The organism is Thermalbibacter longus, assembly GCF_023806485.1.
Lineage (GTDB): Bacteria > Chloroflexota > Chloroflexia > Thermomicrobiales > Thermomicrobiaceae > Thermalbibacter > Thermalbibacter longus.
Genome location: NZ_JAMSLR010000001.1, coordinates 419087 through 435867, shown reverse-complemented (window position 1 = coordinate 435867; position 16781 = coordinate 419087). Strand labels below are relative to the sequence as shown.

The following is a 16781-nucleotide window of genomic DNA, read 5'->3' as shown; positions in this document are numbered from 1 at the left end:
GTGCTACGGGAGGAGCGCGCGCAGGTCGTTCGGGATCAACCCTAACAGCTCGATCAGGAGCAAGAGATCACCCATCACCAGCAACGCTGACACGGCCAGCGGCGCCACCGGGCCGAGATCCTCGATGTAGTCGCTGAGCGCACCGAACTGGCTAACCACGGCTACGAAGATCGCCCAGCCGAGCAAGACCAGGAACCCCCCGAGCACCTGCACCGGCGTCTGCGGCAGGTCCTGCGCGATCAGCAGCGCCAGGTTGAGAATCACCAGGACCAGCCCGGGGAAGACCAGTAACCCCACCCCGGTCCAGAACATGCGAAGAGCTTCCGCGTGGCTCCAGCCATCCGGCGGCCGACGCAGCCGCGGCCAATCCTGCTCGACGTAGTCCTCGGTGACTTCGATGGTCAGCAGCATGATGACACACAGGACGATGAGCAAGCCTAGCCGGATGTCGAGCGGCACAGTAGCCCTCCGTTGCGGCGCGTTCTTCGCTCACGGGCACCGGTGCAACCGTAGCACGAATTCAGTGAATGGACAAAGCAATTCTGCCCGCGGACGAGCGATGGACTGGGCAGCCAGATCTCCTACTCGATCAGCCTAGCGACGCGCGCGCGAGCGATGGTGCGCTCGGCCACGCGTATGCTGGCGGCATCGATCATCGTGGTGCCGATCGCCAGAGCGCCCTGCCCACTGGAGCGAGCTTGCTCATACGCCGCCAGCACCTCCTGCGCCCAACGCACCTCCTCCATCGTGGGGGTGAAGACCTGGTTGATCACCGGGATCTGGGCGGGGTGAATACACCACTTGCCATCGTAACCGAGCGCTCGCGCCCGCAGGCAGGAAGCACGCAACCCCTCAAGATCCCGGAAGTCGGCGTACGGGCCGTCGATGACTTGAAGGCCGGCCGCTCGGCTCACCACTAGGATCTGATGCATGGCGTATCCGAACCGGTGACCAGGGTAGTGTTGATCCCACTCGTCGGGCGTGCCGATCGCAGTCGATGGGATCTGAACGGAAGCCGCATAGTCGCCCGGTCCGAAGACGAGGGCATCGAGCCGCTCGCGCGCCATCGCGATCTCGCCACAATTCAGGAGACCCCGGGCGGTCTCGATCTGCGCCTGGAGACGGACGGGCTGGTCTCTCCCGACGACAGCCTCGAGCTGGCCGAGCAGCGTGGCAACCAGGTAGACATCGGCCCCCCGCTCGATCTTGGGCAGGATCACCAGATCGACCTGTTCCCCCACCGCTTCGACGACCTCGATCAGGTCTCGGTAGAAATAGGGCGTGTCGAGGGCATTCACGCGGAAGGCGCGTGGGCGGCCGCGCCAGTCCAGCTCTCGCAGGGCACGAATGACGTTGTCCCGGCTGCTGGCCTTGGCCTCGGGAGCCACCGCATCCTCGAGGTCGATGAACACCAGATCCGCCTCGCTCCGTAGCGCCTTCTCGATCATATTCGGCCGCGAGCCCGGCACCGAGAGCACGCTCCGCTGGGGATACGCGACCATTTCCCCCTCCGGATCCAGCTATCCGTTCAGCCGCCACAGCATACCAGGAGGGGAGCCGATCCTGCTCCAGGTGATCGATAGACCGGTCGCCAGCATCCAGCGCGGTGCACCGAACTCAGCCGTCTCGATCGAGGGCAGAGTGCCCGGCCCCCGACGAGGCTCGGGTATCCTTCAGGCGCGAGAGAAGTCGACGCTGGCTGCGGTTACCGGGCGACCGCGACTGCCCACCGGGAGACCAAGGAGATGGAGTCTGCTGAGGATCTGGTACGTCTCGCCGAGACGTTCGCGTCGAGCATCAGCGATCTGAGCGGTGAACACTTAGACTTCTCGCCAGCCTCGCTCGCTGCCCTCGACAGCCTGGTCGATCAGTGGCTCCACCTGGCCGAGGTGTACGCCGGAGCCGAGGCACTGGATCTCAGCGCCTATGCCCTGCCCACGGCCGCCTACGCCGGTGAAGTGTTCCGCCGCGCGCTCGGCGGCGAGTGGTACATCAGCGAAGCGCCGAGTGCTCCGCCCCATCTCGTTCTCGCCGGCAGGTTTCGACTAGATGTCGTCCAGCTCGTAGAGCGTTTCTACCGCCGGGCGTCACCACCCTCGCTCTGGGACCTGTACCAGGCCATCGAGCGGGAGCTGGAGCGGCAGCCTCGGCCGGAGAGCGACGTCGATCCGTGAAGAGCGACAGCGGTCTGCCCAGGCCGAACTCATTCGCCGGTCTCGATTTCAGCGGCGCGCGCGACGCCGGCAGGCACGCCTGGGTCAGCCAGGGTCGACGCCGTCTCCGGCGGCTGGAGGTGTGGGATTGCCGGCCGGTCGCCGAGCTACCGGGGTCTGGGGTCGGGCGTGACGTCTGTCTCCCCGCCCTCGCGCACTGGATCAGCCAGCGAGGCCAATGCTTGATCGGCTGCGATTTCCCGTTCAGCTTGCCACGAGGGGTGACGGGCGGCGAGGGTTGGGAGACACTCGTCCGTGCCTTCCTCCGGCGCTTCCCGACGGCCGAGGAGCTGAGATCAGCCTGCCATGACCAGAGCGGTCGGGAGCGCCGACGGCAGACAGACCGCGAAACTCGCGCTCCGCTCGCGCCTGGCAACCTCCGACTCTACCGGCAGACCTACTACGGCATCCGGGACGTGCTGTCGCCGCTCATCCAGGCGGGCGCTGCATCTGTCCTGCCGTTCCAGCGCCCGAGCCGTGGCCGCCCCTGGCTGATCGAGGTCTGTCCGGCCGTCACTCTGCGCCGGCTCGGGCTGCACAACTGGCACTACAAGGGGCCAGGGGAGCGCCAGCGCCTCGAGCGACGGCGCCTCGTCGAGCTCTTGCAAGAGCTGGGGATGCAACTGCCGGCACTGGTGGGCGAGCGGGCGTTGCACGATGCTGGCGGCGACGCGCTCGACAGCTTGATCGCGCTCTATACCGCCTGGGCTGTCCGCAACGCGCTCGAAGTCGAACCGCCGCTCGCTACCGAGGGGCACATCTATGCCCCGAAGCAGCTCCCCGGCCCCTCTGCGGCGCGCGCAGCCGCTCGGTGAGACCAGTTCAGTCCGTGTGAACCGCCGCCTCAACCCGCTCGTCGCCCGGTCGTGGCCCCGAAATGAGACGGTCGTAGGTATCGAGCAGGCGCTGGCCGATCGTCGTCCACCGGTAACGTTGATTCACCAGTCGCCAGGCGTTCTCGACCAGGCTCTCTCGTAGCTGGGGCGACTCCACTAGGCGAGTCACTGCCTGCGCGAACTCTTCCGGGGAATCGGCGAGCAACAGGTGGACGCCGTCCTCGACCTCCAGTCCAGCCGCACCCAGCCGGGTCGACACGACTGGCCGGCCAGCGGCGAACGCCTCCAGTATCTTGAGCCTGGTGCCGCCGCCGCTGAGCAGCGGCACGACAACGATCCCCGCTCGCTCCAACCAAGGCTGGGGATCAGGCACGCGTCCGACCAGGCGTACCCCTGCCGCTCTCGCCATCGCTGCCAGTTCAGCCGGTGGGTCCGCTCCGACCGCGACGAATTCGACGTCGGGGATCTTGTTTCGGAGGAGCGGTAAGACTCGTGAGACGAAGAATCGCACGCCTTCAGCATTGGGCCAGTACCGGAGCGTGCCGACGAACACGAGGCGCTCGGGCCGGCCCAGCGTGAGCGGGCGACGTGGCACACGCTCAAGGTCGATCCCATTCGGGATAACGATGGCGGTGCGACCGGTGGCCGCCTCGATGACCTGGCTATCGGCCACCGAGGTCGCCAGGCAGAGAGATGCGCGACGCCAGGCTTCGATCTCGTCGCGTCGCAGCTTACGCCATTCGATCCCGTTGAACCACCGGCGTATGACCGAGCCGTGCCTGCCGATCTGCCTCACCAGGTCGTGCTCCACGTTGTGCACGTCGAGTACGACTGGAAGATCGCTTGGCAGGCGGTAGAGGGCGGTGAGCGAGAACTCGAAGTGGACGAGGTCGACCGGCTGTTCGCGCAGCAGCCGATCGAGCGCCGACTGGAGCGCTGGATGAATCATCTGCCGGTGCTGGGCCGAGCGGGGGGAGAAGAGCGCGCGAAGCTGTCCGAGACGCTTGGCCGCGCTCGGCGGTTGCCGGCCAGTCCACGGGACTCGCACCGCAATTGTGGTGCCGAGCTCGCGCTCAGTGAGAGCAGGGTCATCGCCTGGCCCAGCCAGGCTGAGGATCGTCACCTCGTGCGCCTTGGCAACCTCGCGGATTAGAGCATACATGCGGATTGCGCCGCCGAAATCCGGTGGCGCCGGGAGGTATGGTGTTACGAACAATACCCGCATGTGTCCCAGACGCCCCTTTGCTCCCCCGAGGACTGCCGCGAGCTCGTCGCCGTTTGCCTCAATGCGCATCATGGCATAGAGCACTCCCGGCCGGCGAGGGAGGCCAGCCGGGAGTCTACCCGATCTGCTCGAAGAGCTCAGTCTCTGGCGAGAGCTGGTCTCGACGATACCTCCGCCGCTTACAGCCAGGGTCTCGCGGGTATCGAGCGAGAATCGTGAGCCTGCGTGCGGAGACGCCCGAGGCGAGCGCCAGCCAGCCGTTACGGTCCGGTCTGTTGCGACATCTGTTGTCCGAGCTGCTGCTCCATCTGCTCGACCTTCCGCGCCATCTCCTGCTCGTGGCGCAGATTCTCTTGCAGGAGTTGGGCAACCTGTGGATGTCCCATCCGCTTCGCCTGCTCGATCAGGCCCTGGTACGTGGCGACCTCGAAGTGCTCGGTCTTCGCTGCCGCGCCCAGATGGTATAGGGTCATGAGATTCGCCGGGACGCTTTGCTGGGCAAACTGCTGGTGATCCTGGTGCAGTCCCTCGACCGCATAGCACGGAACCCGCTGTGGCGGGATGCCCAGGGCATGAAAGGCTTGCTCGAGGTTCTGGATCTGCTGCTGCGTTTCCTGCCGGTGATGCTCCAGTGCCTGCTTCACCTGAGCGTTCTGCTCCATGCCAGCCGTCTGGTTCAGCATCTGCAGGATGCGTTGCTCGGCGTCGTACGTCGTCGCGAGCTCATGGACGAAGAGATCCTGTGGGCTTCGAATCGCCTGGGTCGCCATGATCGTGTCTCCTTCCGGGTTATCGCCAACCTCGTCTCGACCACTCGACGCGCGGGAGCCGCACCGAGCCTCGACACCGCTGCCGCCCTTCCGACAGCTATTTGGCCCTGCCGGTACCGGTACGCTCTGGCTCCCTACCCCGGGCATCACCGCCAGGCTCAACGCCGGGATGAAGTTATGTCTACCACACTCGCCTCGCCGGCACAAGCCGAGACGGGCTGAGAGCGACTCCGGTGATGGGTGTATGTCTCAGGCGACCCTATTGGCACGACCCCAGTGGTGCTCGAGAACATCGGCCAGCCCAGCGGCGTCCAGCACCTGCCGAATCTCGTCCGGGCTACGGCGCGCAACCGGGAGCCGGTCATCGCTGGCCAGGCGCAGCAGCAGCCGAGCAGCCAGCGCCGTTCCCATCTGCAAGCCACGCCGCGTCACCTTGTCCACGGTATCAGCCTCGGTGTGCCCCCAGCCACGACCGATCATCCCTTGCGTCGCGTCGCGGCTCTGGAGTGTGGCAGTGGGATAGCCAGCCAGGAAAAAGGGGAAATGATCCGAGTGTGGCGAGATGCGGTCACGAACGCCGAATGGGTAGCGCAACTGCCCGGCAAGCTCGCGGAAGTAGCGTGCGAGATCCGGGTGGCCAGTGACCGTCACCTGCTCGTTCCCGCCCTGGCCTCGACCTGCGCCATCCAGGTTGAGCATGAAGCCGACCGTCTCCTGCTCGTCCCCCTGAGCGTAGCGGTCGCAGTGATGCCAGGACCCGAGCAAGCCGAGCTCTTCACAGGCAAACCAGAGTAGCCGGATCGTGCGCCGCAGTCGCCCGGCATGCGGGGCAAGGACTCGGGCCAACTCGAGGGCAACGACAGCCCCAGCCGCATTGTCGGTCGCTCCCTGCGCGATGTCGTGCCCGTCGTAGTGGGCGCCAGCGAGCACCAGCTCCGAGGTCCCGTCTTTGCCCGGGACATCGGCCACGACATTGTAGGCATGAGAGCGAAAGACCCGGTTACGCAGCCTGATTCGCCCTCGGAGCTCGCCGTGCGCTGCCAGGCGTCGGATCATCTCCCCAGCCTCGTAGCTGATCCCGAGGCCTGGGATCGGAGCGGTGTAGTCGAGCGCGCTCGATCCACCCGGGTTACGAGCGTAGAGCGCTCCGGTTATGCGCAGCATCCCCGGATTGCGGTTGGTGAAGACACAGGCGATCGCGCCGCCTTCGACCGCCCGGCGATACTTTTCGGTACGGTGACTCCCCTCGACTCCAGGCAAGTCCGTCTCTGCGTCCGTGAGGACGATCGAGCCGCGCACGCGGTCGCCGGCCTCGGCGAAGTCCGACGCCTCCCCCGCGCCGACGTCCACGATCACCCCTTCGATATCAGCCGTGCCGGAGTACGGCATGGCGAGCGCGCTGAAGCTCCGCTCGACCGGCGTGGACAGGGCGAAGAAACACTCGCCGCGCTCCCAGCTATAGACTGGGAACTCCTCCAGTCGAACCCGCTCCAGGCCGTACTCGCGCAGCGTGCGCTGGAGGAACTCGGCCGCCGCGTGCTCGCTGGCGCTGCCACCAAAGCGATGGCCGATGCCATCACAAAGCTGCAGCAGGTTCCGATACGGCTCGTCGGAAGTCCAGATCTCGCCCAGCACCTGCCGCTCGATCTCACCATGCGCCGCGGCCATCACCGGATCCCTTCTACCTGTATCACCCGTCGATCGTGGCGATTGTACCAACCGGCTTCCGGCAGCGGCCCTCCATTTCGCGAACAATGGCCACTGAGCAATGCTCAGCACGACCTCCGGACTGCCGGCCCCTGCCGAGCGCTTTCCTGGTGCGCTATCGTTGCAGGGACCTGGCCGCCCGGCAGGAGCGGAGGAGAATCATGCTCGACCGGCTCACCGAACTCGCGGCAGAGAGCCTAAGGCGAGACAACCCTGCTCTCGAGCAAGTCCGGATCGTGGGCCTGGAGGAGATGGGAGGGCAGCCCAGCTACAGGCAGTGGAGCGTTCGGCTCACCTGGCTAGCTGGGGGGATGCGGTATCTCGACACGTTCGTCGCGCGAACGGTCCCAGGCGCGGCCGACCCGTCCCGCCTGTCCGAACTCGGACACCGTCTGGATGCGACCGGCATCCGGGTGCCCGCGCTGGTAGGCGTTTCGGCGGATCCGACCCAGAGCCTGCTCCTCTTCGAAACAGCCCCCGGCCAGCCAGCCGCCCGCGTGCTCGCTCATACGAGGCTGCGATGGGAAATCAGCGCGCTGGCAGTCACGCTGGCCCGAGCCCTGGCCAGCCTCCACCGGCTCGACTGGCACAGCATCGCCCCCTGGCTCGCAGATCAGGACACGCCTCCGGAAGACGTGATCGACGAGCAGGTCGACACGCTCATAGAGGGCCTCGCGACCCGATCCGAGCGCTTGCCCTCGTCCTGGCGCGAGGCCGTCGTCCGGGCACTCGCCTGGCTCGATCTCCGGCGACCAGTGATGTCGTCGCTCTGTCTCTGCCACGGGGGCTTCAGCCTCGACACGGTTTTCCTGGATCACGACGAGATCAGCGGTCTCTATGGATGGGAGCGCGCTCATGTCTCCGACCCCGCCACCGATCTGGCCCTGCTGCCGTACCAGGCGCGCCACCTCGGGCTTTCGCCGGACGACGCCGACCTCTTCCTGCAGACGCTGCTCGCTAGTTACCTTCAGCTCTCGCCGCACTCGCTCGAGAACCTGCCCTTCTACGTAGTCGCTCAGCTTGCCGCGCTCGCGCTCGACACGGCCGACGCCGCGCTGGCCTGGGACTCCACGGCGACTCTCGAAGCCGCAACGCAGGTCACGGAGGTCCTGGCAGCCCTGCACCGGGCAACGCAACTCGCCGATCGAGCCCCTTGGCGGTCTGGCTGAGTCACGTGTTTACTGTCGCAGCGGGCAGGCGTCACCGCCAAGAATGAACGACCGTCGCCAGTGCGAGGGAATACCGTGACGAGACGTTGCGCTCTCCTATTGCTGGTCTTCATCCTCTTTGCCTGCGTCCCGGGGAGGTCGGAAGCCGACTCGACAGTCACCAGGCTGGCGGACGACCTGGCGACCGCGACCGAGCCCATCGAGACGCCCCCGCCCGCGAGCACCCCCTCGCCTCCAGCAGCGACGCCCACCGCAGCGCCCACAGCGCCCCCACCGGCTCCGACCCAGTCGCCTCCGACCCCGACAGTGGCCCCCTCTCCAACCGCGACGGTTCTCCCCGCGCCGCGCTGGAGCTTGCTCCTCCAGCTCCTACGCGATGGCCAGGTCATCGCTGAAGGGGCTACATCCCATGAGCTCGCCAGCTACGAGCCCGAGGTCGGTCGCGAGCCCGACCGGTACGCACTACGAGTGTTGGTGAGCGATGGCCTCGAGTCGACCGAACTGCCGGTCAACGACCCGATGCCCTTCGCCCTGTTCCATTTCATCGGCATCGGGTACGTACACGACCTCGACGGCGACTGGCGAGATGAAGCGATCGTCCACGACTTCACCGGTGGCGCGCACTGTTGCAGTAACTACTACATCCTTGCGAGCGACGCATCGGGAATCACCACGCTGGATGCCATCGCGCTCGGCAACGGGGGAATCCAGGGGATCGGCGACCTCGATGGCGACGGAACGGCCGAGATCCTGGCCGTCGACGACCGCCTGCTGATGTTCGGGGAGATTCCCCTGGCATTAGCCCCCTACCTGCCCCTGGTGCTCTGCCTGGTTGGGGACAGAACGCTGGAAGATTGCACCACGAGGTTCCCGGTTGTCGTCGAGCAGTCGGCCACGCACTACGAGGACATGCTGAGTCACCCCGAGAGCGACGAGATCGTCCGCCAGGCAGCCGCGATCGGCGTCTACGCGCATTACGCCAGGATCGGTCGAGCTCAAGAGGGCCTGCAGCGGATCGCGTCGCGCTGCCCCCAGTGCCTGCAGTTCGTCGAGCAGCACCGTGCCGAGATCGACGAGCGGCTGCGCGAGGAGCGCCCCCTTCGCCTTACAGCGAGCCCCTGACCGAACTGCCAGGGGCTCGCGCCGCACGTGAGGATGCGATGTAAACGTCAGACTCCGGCTAGGACTCCCGCAGTCACCGCGTTGAGCGCGCGCACGCGACGCACCAGATCGGCCAGCGTCTCCGGTGTGATCGTCTGGCGACCGTCGACCAGCGCCTGCTCTGGTTCAGGGTGAACCTCGATGATCAAGCCGTGCGCGCCAGCGGCGACCGCGGCGAGCGACATCGGGGGAACCAGCTCGCGGCGCCCGGTGCCGTGGCTGGGATCGACGATGACCGGCAGGTGGCTGAGCTGGCGCACCAGGGGGACAGCGTTCAAGTCGAGGGTGAAGCGCGTGGCCGTGTCGAAGCCGCGGACGCCGCGCTCGCAGAGGACGATCTGGTCGTTCCCGCCGGCCAGGAGATACTCGGCGGAGAGAAGCCACTCTTCGATCGTCGCGGCGAAGCCACGCTTGAGCAAGACCGGCTTTCCGGTGGCGGCCACGCGGCGGAGCAGCGCAAAGTTCATCATGTTGCGACTGCCGATCTGGAGCATGTCGGCATACTCGGCGACGAGCTCGACGTGCTCGGTATCCAGCACCTCGGTCACGACCGGCAGGCCCGTCAGGGCCCGGGCCTCGGCCAGTAGCTCGAGACCGGTCTCACCGAGCCCCTGGAAACTGTAGGGGGAGGTGCGCGGCTTGAAAGCACCTCCCCGCAACATCGACGCGCCGGCGCGGCGCACCGCTTCAGCGGTTCGCAGGAGCTGGTCGCGATCCTCGACCGTGCACGGCCCAGCGATGATGACCGGCTCCGGGCCACCGAAGGCAACCTCACCCACCCGGACGACCGTGCCGGCCGGACGAACCTCGCGCGCAGCCAGCTTGTAGGCCCGGTCGGTCTGGACGACCTGCTCCACGCCTGGCTGCCCGCTCAGGAAGGCCGGCAGGTCTTCGGCGAGCGGCTTGCCGTTGACGCCGATGACCGGCGAGCCGCCGCGCCCGAGGGCCATCACCTCGTAGCCACGCTCGCGGAGCAGGTGCAGGATACGCTCCCGCTGCCGGTCATCCGCTTCTGGACTCATCCGCACGATCATCGCGCTGCCCCTTTCCACCGCGCCAACCACCCGATCCCTTAGCCGCGCTTCCCTCTAAACAAAAGAGCAGAGGCCGAAACCTCTGCTCGCCGGCGTTGCTGGTTTGTGGGCTACGCGATCAGCCGCTCAGCACCTCGCGGCCCACCAGCAACGCCGGCGGGCTAAAGTAATACGCGAACCAGTACTGGTGCTGAGCAGTCATCGCGTCCATACCGCCCCTAGAATAGCCGCCGGCTCGCGCGCTGTCAAGAGCCTGTGCTGACAATATGCCACCAGCATGGTATGGTGGGAGCCGTGCCCTCGACTGGGCAGGCGACACCAAAACTGAAGTACGAGGTCATGGTGCGTGCGGTAACCCGATTGCGGCGCGAGCGCGAGGAGCCCGCGGCGACTCTCGCCGGCGAAACGGCGATCGTTACCCTGCTTGCAAGAATCTTCCAGGTTATGCTCGGGTTGGGACTCCTGCTCGTGGTCGCCGGCAGCCTGCTGGAGATCGCGAGCGATGGCCGGTTGCCCGAGCAGACAATCCCGGCAAGCGAGGTACCTCGACTACTGCTCGAGGGCGATGGCAACGCGTTATTGACGCTAGGCATCCTCGTATTCCTCGCTGGCCCGGTGCTCGGGGTGCTGGCACTGGCCATCTCCTACTTCCGCTCCGGCGACCGGCGATCGGGACTATTGGCGCTGCTGGTACTCGTCATCGTCGGCAGTGTCCCGCTGATTCGGCTGCTGCGAGGTGGATGAGTGACGGTCGGAGTCGAGCTCGCCATTCTCCTGGTGGCGTTGGGAGCCGGCATCCTGGGCTCGATGGTGGGGCTAGGCGGTGGCGTCTTCATGGTACCGATCTTCTCCGCCTTCCTGGGCATCCCGCTGAAGACGGCCATCGCGGCCAGCGCCGTGAGCGTGGTCGTCAACTCGCTCGGCGGCGCGGCGGTCTACCTGCGACACCGAATGGTCAACCTCAAGCTCGGGCTCCTGCTGCTGATCTCGACGACACTCGGCGCGATCCTCGGTGGTCTACTGGTGCTCAGTGCTCCGGTCGACGCGCTGCGCGTGGTCTTCGCCGTCACACTCTACGCCATGGTTGCGATGATGCTCCGCCAACGCGCGACTGCCGAGGGAGCCGAACTGACTGACGACCCGCTGGGCCTGCGGGCGAGCTACTACGATCCGGCTCGCGGCGAAGAGGTCACCTATGTCCCGATGCGCGTGCTGCCGGGCATGGGTCTGAGCACGATCGCCGGCGTCGTCTCGGGGCTCCTCGGGATCGGTGGGGGTGCCGTGCAGGTACCCTTGATGAACACCATCATGCGCGTGCCAGTCAAGGCTGCCGCGGCCACGAGCGTGTTCATGGTCGGAATCACGGTTGTTGCGAGCGCGCTGCTCTACTACACCGCCGGCCTGATCAGCCCGGAGGTGGCCGCCCCCGCCATCATGGGCGTCTTCCTCGGATCGCAGACCGGCTCGCGGCTTGCCAGGCGGGTTCGAGGACGCGTCCTCAGCCGGATCCTCATCGTGATCTTGCTCTACCTGGCCACCACGATCCTGCTCCAGGCGTTCGGGATCCAGGTTCCAGGAGCACGCTGAGCGATTGGCCAGCGTACGGCGCTCACGTAAACCCGCTGCCTGGGCAGAGGGCCTGCCAACCGCGTGGGCGATACCGTCGCTGTGCGTGGCACATCTTGACGGGAAGACCACGCGCCGAGCCGGCACGTCTGCTCGCGGAGGCGAGCGCGGCTAAGTCGAAGTCCAACGAGGAAAGATGTGGGCACTGGCGTCAGCGAGATGAGGGCGGCCGCCGGTCCCGCCCCTCCTCGCGCGGCTCTCGCGTGCCTGGGCGCGGGCGGCGGAGCAGGTTGCCGAAGAAGAGCTGCTGCATCTGCTGGCCGAACGAGATATTCACTAGTTCGGTGGCGGTATCCTGTACCAGCTCGCCTGGGCGACGTTCCTGAGTCGCCCACTCCGCGCGCGCGTCGCGCGCCTGCTCGAAGGCCTGGAGCAGCGTCGCGATCGTCTCTTCGTTCCCGGCCGCGATCAGGTCCCGCAGGTGGTGCAGTTCGGCCAGCGTCGTGTCCAGCCAGCGAACGATGTTCGCGCTGTTGGTCACGCAGATATCGCGATGCATCTCGGGGCTGCCGGCCGCCAGCCTCGTTGCGTCCCGGAAGCCGCTCGCGGTCAACTTGCGCATCTCCCGCCAGGACGCGTCCCGGCTGACAACGCGCATCAGCGCCACCGAGAGCAGGAAGGGCAGGTGGCTTATTCCAGCCACATAGCTGTCGTGCTCGTCCGCGTCGATAAAGAGTGGCTCGGCGCCGAGCGCGGAGATCATGCCGAGAACAGTCTGGACCGCCTCCTCGCTGGCGGAGACGAGCGGCGTGACGCACCAGGTCGCGCCTTGGAACAGGTCAGCTTCGGCACCTTCGATGCTCTGCGCCTTGCCGGCCATCGGGTGGCCACCGACGAAGTGGACGCTCGCTGGCAGGAGCTCGCGGGCCCAGGCCAATACTGCCGCCTTCGTGCTGCACGTATCGGTGACGACCACGCCCTGCTTGCCGTACTCGGCGATGGCCTCGAAGATCTCGCGCACCGAGCCCACAGGGGTGGCGATGATGATGAAGTCGGCACGCTCGACAGCGCCGCGGAGGTTCCACTCCGTGCGGTCGACCGCCTTGATCTTCTTGGCGTAGTTCTGGTGCGCCAGGTCGATATCGAACCCCGTTAGCTCGACCACGGGGGAACGCTTGCCGTCATCGGTCGCCCAGCGTCGGAGGCCGAGCCCGATCGAGGCGCCGATCAAGCCGAGGCCGATGATGGAAACCTGCTGCATGGCACGAACCCTACCTCACTGACAAGCCCGGTGCACGCATTGCCGCGAGTATAGCACCGCCGTAGGGATCTCACGGCGCTTCGAGCGGCTCCAGGTCGATCGTGCGGATCCAGCCATCGGTTCCGTCCTCGAGCGCGAGGTGCAGCCAGGTCGCGCCGGCCGCCTGCTCCTGCTCCCCCAGGAACATCAGCGGCGTTCCCGGCTCGAGCACCTGGACGACCTCGGTGTCGGTGCCGGGACCCGATCGGAAATTGACCGGAGTGCCCTCGGCAACCCGGTGCGTCGGTTGCCAGACCGGGGTGGGCGAAGGCAGCGGAGTCGGCGTCGGTTGCGACTTACTGGCATTGGCTTCCTCGCTCGCGGGGGTCTCGGCACCGGCGGCAGCAGGGCCCGGCGTCGGCGTCGTGACCTCTGTCGCCCGGGGGATGAAATCGCCGAGGTAGGGACCGAGCCGGACATAGAGCCAGATGAACGCCGTGAGCGCGATGATGATGGTCAGGGCCATGCTCAGGCCGACCAGTATCCCCGATGTTCGGGAGCGCTGGCGGAGGCGCGCGCTGAGATCGTGCTCGATCATCGTGCTCCCACTCTGGGATCGGACAAGCGCTCTCTTCTTTCCAGAGAAGCGAGTATAGCAGGCGCGCATGCTAGACTGGTGGCGACAAGCTCGATTCGAGCGCGCCGAGGACACTAGAGAGCTGAGGCTGGTCACGCTGAGGGAGGGTCGTATGGCTCAGTTCAAGAACTACATCAACGGGGAGTGGGTCGACGCCCAGAGCGGAGAGGAGTTCGAGCGCCGCAACCCGGCGACGGGCGAGCTAATCGGCACCTTCGCCAAGAGCGGCTCGGCCGATGTCGATGCCGCGGTCGCGGCGGCCAAGGCTGCCTTCGACCGCTGGCGCAAGACTCCGGCGCCGAAGCGGGGTGAGATCCTCTTCCGGGTGGGGCAGATGCTGATCGAGCGCAAGGAGCAGCTCGCCCGGGAGATGACGGAGGAGATGGGGAAGGTTCTCGCAGAGACCCGCGGCGACGTCCAGGAAGGCATCGACATGACCTTCTACATGGCCGGAGAGGGTCGCCGCCTCTGGGGCCAGACGACGCCCTCGGAGCTGCCGAGCAAGTGGAACATGTCGGTGCGCAAGCCGCTCGGCGTCGTTGGCCTGATCACACCCTGGAACTTCCCGCTGGCCATCCCGACCTGGAAGATCATGCCGGCACTCATCTGCGGCAACACGGTCGTCTTCAAGCCAGCGAGCTACACCTCGCGGTCGGCCGTCCGGCTGGTCGAGCTCTTCGAGGAGGCTGGCCTTCCGCCCGGGGTACTGAACCTCGTGCTCGGCAGCGGCGAGACGGTCGGCAACGCGCTGGTGCAGCACCCCGACGTGGCGCTCATCTCGTTCACCGGGTCGAACGACGTCGGCCAGCAGGTCGCCGTCGAATGTGCCCGCCTGGGCAAGCGGGTTTCACTCGAAATGGGTGGCAAGAACGCGATCATCGTGATGGACGACGCTGACCTGAAGCTCGCGCTCGACGGCATCGTCTGGAGCGCGTTCGGCACCTCGGGCCAGCGCTGCACCGCAGCCAGCCGCGTGATCGTGCACGAGGGCGTCTTCCGTGAGCTCGCCGACCAGCTCGACGCCCGGGTGAGCGCGCTGCGTCTCGGCAACGGGCTCGATCCGCAGACCGACGTCGGCCCGGTGGTTAGCGACTCGCAGCTCCAGCGCGTGCACCGCTACGTAGAGATCGGGCAGCAGGAGGGAGCCGAGATCCTGGTCGGCGGGAAGATCGCCACGCAGGGCGAGCTCGCCCGCGGGCACTTCCACGAGCCGACGGTCTTCATCAACGTGCGGCCCGACATGCGGATCGCCCAGGAGGAGATCTTCGGCCCGGTCACGGCGCTGATCACCGTGCGGAGCCTCGAGGAGGCGATCCAGGTCTGCAACGGCGTGCGCTACGGACTCTCCGCGTCGATCTACACGCGCGACATCAACAAGGCCTTCCGGGCGATCGAGGACGTGTACACCGGCATCCTGTACGTCAATGCCGGCACCATCGGCGCCGAGGTACACCTGCCGTTCGGCGGCACCAAGGCGACCGGCAACGGGCACCGGGAGGCGGGTCAGGCGGCGCTGGACGTGTTCAGCGAGTGGCAGTCGATCTATATCGACTACAGCGGGCGGCTGCAGCGCGCCCAGATCGACGTCGAGCACCTGCCGATCGGCAACGACTGACGGCAGGGCGCGTCCGGCGCACGTCGCCAGAACGAGCACGCGGCCCCGACCGGCTGGCGCTGCGAGCGGGTCGGGCGTAGCTAGCCTGCCCTGCGCGCGAGCTCCGAGCCCGGGGTGAGAGAATGCCTGGCCAGCGGATCGCCCGCCTAAACGCATCGAACCGTTAGGGCGACACGCACGGCGCGATTGAACCGCTTACGTCTTCGCGCAGGCCACGTTTCTGGAGCGCTATCGTCATTCGCGCGAGCCAGAGTGTTGCCCTGCGCCGACTGCTAGGCTTGCGCAGGCTAAGCCGTTTCGATTTTATGATGCGACCGCGCGGCGGCCGACTGAATCGGCCGCCGTTCCTACCTTGACTTCGCTGTGGACCGAGGCGCCCGTCATTTCACCGAGAGCGGATGCACTCGGGACACGATACTAGAGCTGGAAAGGACACGAGATGAGATTCCCCTCATTGTACGGATCATATAAGAGAAAATGGCCACGTCTTACATCCTGGAGAAAATCACCCGCGTTTCCCCATAAATCGGGGTACATATTAGCCATACTTGAAGGAGGAAACTTGTAGTAGGAAGCCGATAGAGACGTGACCGCCCCAACACAAGCCTCCGCTGGCCTATCGGACGGCGGTTTGGCCGCAACGTTGGCCATCGGCACCATCAAAAGTGCCAGCGTAACCAGAAGGGGAACGAGAAGTCGCCACCACCTTCTCCAACCTACTCGCACTTTCAACCTCCCTCTCCACGTCTTTCCTCTTGGCGAGGCTCCCGCGATCTCAGACGCCGGTCGGCATTTCGCTCCCCTCCCTTCTGCCCTAGCGACGGATCAGCGAGGTCGCAAACTCTTCGCGTCTCCATACCGTGACATGAAGTCGTCGACGATCAGCGACCGCATATTCGGCCTGTTCGGACCGGCGTCTCCCAATTGACCAGCCTTGCAATCGGCGACGCTGTCATGCCAATCGCTCTCCCCAGAGCACGACGTCCCCCTCAAAGTGTTTGGCACGCTGCCCATCATTCGCACTATTTCCCGATTCGATGCGGGCTCCACTACTGGGCAGCCGCCTCACACGGTGGTCGTCCAGACTGTCGACGCGATAGGCCAGACGATGAGGGCAGTCTTGCGCCCACCCAGGTACAATCGGAACCAACCGGGCTGCCCCCCGAACTCTCGTGGAAGACAGAGCTTCAAGCCCTCATCCGCACTGTGGAAACGCAGCGCGCTGACCTCGCTTATCCCAATCCCTCCCTCCCTAATTTCAAGCCCTCATGGGTACTGTCGAAACTAGGCGTCCAGGAACTCCTCCTGGCGGCGAGGCGGGTTTCAAGCCCTCATAGGTACTGTCAAAGCCTCGTGCGGCAGCTCCGGGAGACGCGGCGGGACGATGTTTCAATCCCTCATAGGTACTGTCGAAACATGGGCTCATGGACTGGAAACCCATCGTCGTCGTGGTTTCAAGCCCTGATAGGTACTGTCGAAACCAGCTCCCGGAGGAGGAGCGCCAGGTGGCGGCGCAAGTTTCAAGCCCTCATAGGTACTGTCGAAACTCGCGTCGCCCATTGTCGCTCGTGCGGGTCATCTCGGTTTCAAGCCCTCATAGGTACTGTC

At 66.1% G+C, this 16781-nt stretch carries 15 protein-coding genes and 1 CRISPR repeat array (1 of these 16 cut by a window edge); of the genes, 7 read left to right on the top strand and 8 right to left on the bottom strand.

Going from position 1 to position 16781, the window contains the following annotated elements; all coding sequences use genetic code 11:
* Window positions 1-3 precede the first annotated feature (3 nt).
* Window positions 4-459 (bottom strand): hypothetical protein, encoded by a 456-nt coding sequence (locus NET02_RS01920; RefSeq protein WP_284055681.1) that lies wholly within the window; start codon window positions 457-459, stop codon window positions 4-6.
* Between the two features lie 122 nt (window positions 460-581).
* On the bottom strand, window positions 582-1502 hold the full coding sequence (locus tag NET02_RS01915; RefSeq protein ID WP_284055680.1) for an HpcH/HpaI aldolase/citrate lyase family protein: 921 nt from the start codon (window positions 1500-1502) through the stop codon (window positions 582-584).
* 243 nt (window positions 1503-1745) lie between these two features.
* Here NET02_RS01915 and NET02_RS01910 point away from each other — a divergent pair, with 243 nt between their 5' ends.
* Window positions 1746-2174 (top strand): hypothetical protein, encoded by a 429-nt coding sequence (locus NET02_RS01910; RefSeq protein ID WP_284055679.1) that lies wholly within the window; start codon window positions 1746-1748, stop codon window positions 2172-2174.
* Window positions 2171-3028, top strand: coding sequence for a DUF429 domain-containing protein (locus NET02_RS01905; protein ID WP_284055678.1), 858 nt, complete (start codon window positions 2171-2173; stop codon window positions 3026-3028). Before NET02_RS01910 ends, NET02_RS01905 begins: the two co-directional genes overlap by 4 nt.
* Window positions 3029-3035: 7 nt before the next feature.
* On the opposite strand, the gene NET02_RS01900 is transcribed toward NET02_RS01905, so the two are convergent.
* The 3 genes from NET02_RS01900 to NET02_RS01890 all read right to left on the bottom strand — a co-directional run bounded on the left by NET02_RS01900 (window position 3036) and on the right by NET02_RS01890 (window position 6712).
* Entirely contained in the window at window positions 3036-4274 is a 1239-nt protein-coding gene (locus NET02_RS01900; protein WP_284055677.1) for a glycosyltransferase family 4 protein, read from the bottom strand.
* 260 nt (window positions 4275-4534) lie between these two features.
* A complete protein-coding gene (locus NET02_RS01895) occupies window positions 4535-5044 on the bottom strand; it encodes a YciE/YciF ferroxidase family protein (protein ID WP_284055676.1) in 510 nt (169 codons plus the stop codon).
* Window positions 5045-5293: 249 nt separating this feature from the next.
* On the bottom strand, window positions 5294-6712 hold the full coding sequence (locus tag NET02_RS01890) for a M28 family peptidase (RefSeq protein WP_284055675.1): 1419 nt from the start codon (window positions 6710-6712) through the stop codon (window positions 5294-5296).
* Window positions 6713-6912: 200 nt separating this feature from the next.
* Here NET02_RS01890 and NET02_RS01885 point away from each other — a divergent pair, with 200 nt between their 5' ends.
* The gene (locus NET02_RS01885; protein WP_284055674.1) at window positions 6913-7920 is read left to right on the top strand and encodes a phosphotransferase; all 1008 of its coding nucleotides are present in this window, start codon (window positions 6913-6915) and stop codon (window positions 7918-7920) included.
* A 75-nt stretch (window positions 7921-7995) separates the two neighbouring features.
* Entirely contained in the window at window positions 7996-9042 is a 1047-nt protein-coding gene (locus NET02_RS01880; RefSeq protein ID WP_284055673.1) for a hypothetical protein, read from the top strand.
* 47 nt (window positions 9043-9089) lie between these two features.
* On the opposite strand, the gene aroF is transcribed toward NET02_RS01880, so the two are convergent.
* Window positions 9090-10115 carry a 3-deoxy-7-phosphoheptulonate synthase gene (aroF, locus tag NET02_RS01875; protein ID WP_284055672.1) on the bottom strand — a complete coding sequence of 342 codons (1026 nt, stop codon included), beginning with the start codon at window positions 10113-10115 and terminating at the stop codon, window positions 9090-9092.
* A 294-nt stretch (window positions 10116-10409) separates the two neighbouring features.
* Between aroF and NET02_RS01870 the strand changes: the two genes are divergently transcribed.
* Window positions 10410-10859 carry a DUF1634 domain-containing protein gene (locus NET02_RS01870; RefSeq protein ID WP_284055671.1) on the top strand — a complete coding sequence of 150 codons (450 nt, stop codon included), beginning with the start codon at window positions 10410-10412 and terminating at the stop codon, window positions 10857-10859.
* Window positions 10860-11702, top strand: coding sequence for a sulfite exporter TauE/SafE family protein (locus NET02_RS01865; protein ID WP_284055670.1), 843 nt, complete (start codon window positions 10860-10862; stop codon window positions 11700-11702).
* A gap of 190 nt (window positions 11703-11892) precedes the next feature.
* Here NET02_RS01865 and NET02_RS01860 read toward each other — a convergent pair whose 3' ends face one another.
* The gene (locus tag NET02_RS01860; RefSeq protein ID WP_284055669.1) at window positions 11893-12942 is read right to left on the bottom strand and encodes a prephenate dehydrogenase; all 1050 of its coding nucleotides are present in this window, start codon (window positions 12940-12942) and stop codon (window positions 11893-11895) included.
* 70 nt (window positions 12943-13012) lie between these two features.
* The gene (locus NET02_RS01855) at window positions 13013-13519 is read right to left on the bottom strand and encodes an SH3 domain-containing protein (protein WP_284055668.1); all 507 of its coding nucleotides are present in this window, start codon (window positions 13517-13519) and stop codon (window positions 13013-13015) included.
* 151 nt (window positions 13520-13670) lie between these two features.
* Here NET02_RS01855 and NET02_RS01850 point away from each other — a divergent pair, with 151 nt between their 5' ends.
* Window positions 13671-15173 (top strand): aldehyde dehydrogenase family protein, encoded by a 1503-nt coding sequence (locus NET02_RS01850; RefSeq protein ID WP_284055667.1) that lies wholly within the window; start codon window positions 13671-13673, stop codon window positions 15171-15173.
* 1184 nt (window positions 15174-16357) lie between these two features.
* Window positions 16358-16781: direct repeats of the CRISPR family, unit length 30 nt; unit sequence GTTTCAAGCCCTCATAGGTACTGTCGAAAC (it continues 3811 nt past the right edge of the window).